A 4,231-nucleotide genomic window follows, 5' to 3' on the forward strand; every position below is an offset into this window, starting at 1 on the left:
ATCAGCCATCGCATCGTGGCCGAGGGGGACCGGCGGGCCGCCGGCGTCAGCGACCGGCTGCTGCGGCTGTCCGTCGGCCTGGAGGACGTCGAGGACCTGTGGCGCGATCTGACCGAGGCGCTCAGCTCCCGGACGGCCCCGTCGCGCCGGCCTGCCGTGCCGCGTGCGGCCGGCGGTCTGCCGACCCCGGCCGGCGCGGGGCCAGGTCCGCGGTGATCACCAGGGTGCCCTCCTCGATCTGGTAGTCCAGCGGGAGGTCGAGCGCCCGCATCGCCGCCACCATCCCGGTGTTGGACGACTGGGTCACCGCGTACACGCTCTCGCAGTCGGCCTCGCGGGCCAGTCCCACCAGCTTGGCCAGCAGCTCGGAGCCGATCCCGCGGCGCTGCCAGTCGTCCTCCACCAGCAGCGCCACCTCCGTCTCGTCCCCGTCCCACAGCAGATGGCCCAGCGCCACGATCCGCCCGGGGCCGCCCGCCGGGCCGGACGCCTCCACCGCCAGCGTCCGGCCGAAGCGCGGGCTGAGCAGATGCCGCAGATAGCGGTCGGCGTCCCCGACCGGACCGTGGTAGCGCAGCCCCAGGGTCCGCTCCGAGCACCGGTCGTGCATCGCCCGGGCGGCCGCCAGGTCCTCCGGCCCGGCCCGGCGCACCGTGATCTCGCCGCCCTCCGGCAGCGTCAGCACGTCCCGGCCGCGCGGCATCCGCGGCCCCAGCCGGGCGTCCAGCTCCACCAGCGCCCGCGCCCGCGCGAACTCGGTCGGCGTGAACGGCAGATACGCCCGCGTGAGGGTGAGCACCCCGCCGCGCGGGTCGCGCAGCCTCATCACCGTGTCGCCGTCCTCCAGCGCGCCCTCCACCGGGGCGCTCACCCCGGTCGGACGCCCCGACAGCGACACCGCCGGCAGCGAGTGGATCGTGCACCTCCCCAGCAACTGCCGCAGCGAAAGGGGAAGTTCGGCCGCGTCCAGCGCGGTGCGGGTGGCCAGGCCCAGCACCCGGGCCGGGGTGTCCACCAGATCGTGCGCGTCCGCCCGCTCCGACCAGGTGTCCCGCCCGCCGGCCGCCCCCGCCGCCGCGGACAGCTCGTCCGCCTCCAGCGAGGCCGGGGCCCGCAGCAGGAACTCGTCCACCGTGCCGTCGGCCAGCGGGTGCGTCTGGAGGGTCAGGATGTCCACGCCCCGTCCGGCCAGCGCCGCGCACAGCGCCGCCAGGCTGCCCGGCTGGTCCCGCACGGTGGTCCGCATCCGCCACAGCGCGGTCTCCCGCCCGGCGGGCGCGCCCTCCCGCTCCGCGGGCGCGATCTGCGGCCCGGCCGCCGCCGGGCCGCCGGTATCGGTATCCAGCGGCGGGGCGTGCCCGTGCCGCCGCGACCACCAGATGTGGAACGCCGCCGTGGCGACCAGCGCCACCGCCGAGACGCCCAGCACATACGGCCCGTCCGGCCCGTGCGCCACGAGCTTGGCCACCAGGTCCACCACCGCCACGGCGGCGAACATCGCGGCCAGCTCGACCAGGTCCCGCCGCCAGTGGTGCCGGCGGGCGCGGTCGTGCCGGCGGGCGAGGTCATGCTTGCGGGTGCGGTCGTGCCGGCGGGTGCGCCTGCGGGAAGTCACATCAGTCATGGCCTCACTGTGGCCCGCCGGTGTTGCGCGTCCACGAACGCTCTGTGACTGATCGGTTAAGCAGTGATTTGGGAGGCCGACGGGCGATTTCGGGCCGCTTGTGGCGCGATACGCGAGACCCGGACGCCGGCGGTGTACGCGGACGGGGCCCGGGGTGTGCGTCCCCGGCCGGTTGTCAGTGGCCGCCGGTACGTTGGCGGTCATCCATTCGCGCCTGCTGGCTGCGGCGCTGCCGGATCCGTGGCCCCGCCCCACCCGTGATGCGGGGGCGGGGCCACGGGGCTTCCGGCCGCTCCTCTCGGGGCCCGCTCAGCGGCTCGCGTCCAGGATGACCCGCGCCACCAGCGCCGGATCGTCGTTCATCGGCACGTGCCCGCACCCCGGCAGCCGCACCAGGCGCGCCTCCGGCAGCGCCCGCTTGGCCCGAGGCCCCTGCCGGCGCAGCAGCAGCCGGTCCCGGGTGCCCCAGGCCACCGTCACCGGCAGTCCCGGCAGCTCGCCCGCGAACGCCACCCGGCGGCCGGCCGCCAGTGTCTGGGCGAAGCCCGCCGCGCGCCGCAGCGCCAGCGTCTCGGCCACCACCGCCTCCGGCGGGCGCCGGCCAGGACGGGCGTAGATGGTGCTGGTCAGCGCCGCCCGTCCGGCCGCCGACCGCGACAGCCACTCGATCGTCGCCAGTGGCAGCGCCTCCGCGCCGCGCCGCATCGCCAGCAGCGTCCCGAACGCGTACCGCCGCTCCGCCTCGGTCCAGAAGCCCGCCGGCGACAGCGCCGTCACCGACCGGGCCAGCCCACGGCGTCCCAGCTCCAGCGCCAGCAGACCGCCCAGCGAGTTCCCCGCCACGTGCGGCCGGTCCAGGTCCAGCGCCGCGCACAGCGCCCCCAGCACCGGGCCGACCGTCGGCAGGTCGTACGCGAAGCCGTCCGGCAGCGCGGAGGACGCGCCGAAGCCGGGCAGGTCCACCGCGACCACCTCGCGCTCGCCCGCCAGGATCTCCAGCACCGGCTGCCACGCCTGCCAGTGATGCCCTATCCCGTGCAGCAGGAGCAGCGGCGCACCCGAGCCCAGCCGCTCGTACTCCACCGACACCGTGCCCGCCCCGCTCCCGGACTCGACACCGAAGGTGATCCGCTCGGCCATGCCGCCGCTCCCGTCTCCCGTCCGACCCGACTGGTATGGGACGTACCGTCAGCAACAATCGCCCGCCGAACGCGCCGACTTCAAGAGGCGCGCCCGGGCGGCCGTCCGGGAGCCGCGAACAGTGTGTGAACGCTCTGCGGCAAAAGCCGGTTCCGCTCCGTGACCGTCCGAGGATTGGTCTTGACCAAGGGGGAGTGCCGCCCTATGGTCGCAGAGTTAGTGCAGGAACCTTTAATAAACAAGGCATGGTAAGCCGCCACACGGCCGGCGATTGCGGAGGATCAGGGTGGGGACCACGCAGCTCGAATCGGTGCCGGAGCCGAAGTACTGGCACCTGAAGACCGTCATCGGCGAAGCCCTCGACACCGACTTCGCGGTGGGCGAGATCCTGCCCAACGAGCGCGACCTGGCCGCGCGTTTCGGCGTCGCCCGCGCCACCCTGCGTCAGGCCCTGGAGCAGCTCGAACTGGAAGGCCGCCTCCAGCGCCGCCGCGGCGTCGGCACCACCGTCGCCCCGCCCCGCGTCGGCGTGGACGTCTCCACCACCCAGCACCAGTGGCCCGGCACCGCCGAGGACAACTGGCGCGCCCAGGACTGCGCCACCGCCGACGTGCCCGCCGCCGTGGCCCGCCTGCTGGACCTCGACCCGGCCGCCGCGGCCCCGGTGCACACCGTCCGCCGCATCCGGCTGACCCACGGGCAGCCCGTCGCCGCCGAGCAGCTCTACGTCCCGGCCTCGTCCGTGCCCGCGCTGCCCGCCATCGAGGCCCCCTCCGGTCCCGCCCGCGCCCGCGCCGTCCTGCGCGAACTCCAGCGCCTCACCCTCGAAGGCCAGGACCGCGCCGTGGAACTCGGCTCGGCCCGCGCCGACGACGCCCGGGAACTCGACCGGCTGCCCGGCTCCCCGGTGCTGGTCGTCACCACCCGCTACCTCTCCGCCGGCCGCACCGCCGCCGTGTCCCTGGGCACCTACCGCGCCGACACCTGCCGCCTCACCTTCGGCGACGCCGGCGACCTCCAGATCGCCTCCTGACCCCACCCCCGCCGCCCCCGCCGGACCCTGACGGCGGGGGCGTCGTCACGTCACGGGAGGTTCGCGCCGCCGCCATCCGCCCCCGGGCGGTCACCGACGCGCCGTCACCGTGCCCTCCACGGCGAACAACTGCTCCTCCACGTGGTCCAGCGCCAGTCGCAGCGCGCCCGTGGCGACCGCGGCCTCGCCGAGGAGGGACAGCGCGACCCGGGGCGGGCGCAGGCAGAACCGGGCCAGCTCGTCGCGCAGCGGTTGCAGTACGCCGTCCAGGCCGGCCGCCCAGCCGCCCACCACCACCAGCTCCGGGTCCAGCGCCAGCACCAGCGCCGCCACATCGTGCACCAGCCGCTGGATGAAACGGTCCACCGCCGCCCGGGCCCGCTCGTCGCCCTTGCGGGCCCGGGCGGCGGCGGACCGTTTCATCCAGCCGCTGG

General features: G+C 75.9%; 5 protein-coding genes. 2 read left to right on the forward strand and 3 right to left on the reverse strand.

Going from position 1 to position 4,231, the window contains the following annotated elements:
* A partial coding sequence (locus C6N75_RS27890; RefSeq protein ID WP_181160652.1) for a PLP-dependent transferase occupies positions 1–216 on the forward strand: 216 nt, incomplete at its 5' end.
* Here the strand turns inward: C6N75_RS27890 and C6N75_RS27895 are convergent.
* Both C6N75_RS27895 and C6N75_RS27900 read right to left on the reverse strand, forming a co-directional pair.
* Positions 122–1,624: a GNAT family N-acetyltransferase gene (locus tag C6N75_RS27895; RefSeq protein WP_105871637.1), complete on the reverse strand. Its 1,503-nt coding sequence runs from the start codon at positions 1,622–1,624 to the stop codon at positions 122–124. The genes C6N75_RS27890 and C6N75_RS27895 overlap by 95 nt on opposite strands.
* Before the next feature lie 309 nt (positions 1,625–1,933).
* On the reverse strand, positions 1,934–2,764 hold the full coding sequence (locus tag C6N75_RS27900) for an alpha/beta fold hydrolase (protein WP_105871638.1): 831 nt from the start codon (positions 2,762–2,764) through the stop codon (positions 1,934–1,936).
* A 286-nt stretch (positions 2,765–3,050) separates the two neighbouring features.
* Between C6N75_RS27900 and C6N75_RS27905 the strand changes: the two genes are divergently transcribed.
* A complete protein-coding gene (locus C6N75_RS27905; RefSeq protein WP_105871639.1) occupies positions 3,051–3,797 on the forward strand; it encodes a GntR family transcriptional regulator in 747 nt (248 codons plus the stop codon).
* A gap of 90 nt (positions 3,798–3,887) precedes the next feature.
* Here the strand turns inward: C6N75_RS27905 and C6N75_RS27910 are convergent.
* The coding region (locus C6N75_RS27910; protein WP_146132698.1) for an ROK family protein at positions 3,888–4,231 on the reverse strand (344 nt) is incomplete at its 5' end.

This window comes from Streptomyces solincola (assembly GCF_002982015.1).
GTDB lineage: Bacteria > Actinomycetota > Actinomycetes > Streptomycetales > Streptomycetaceae > Streptomyces > Streptomyces solincola.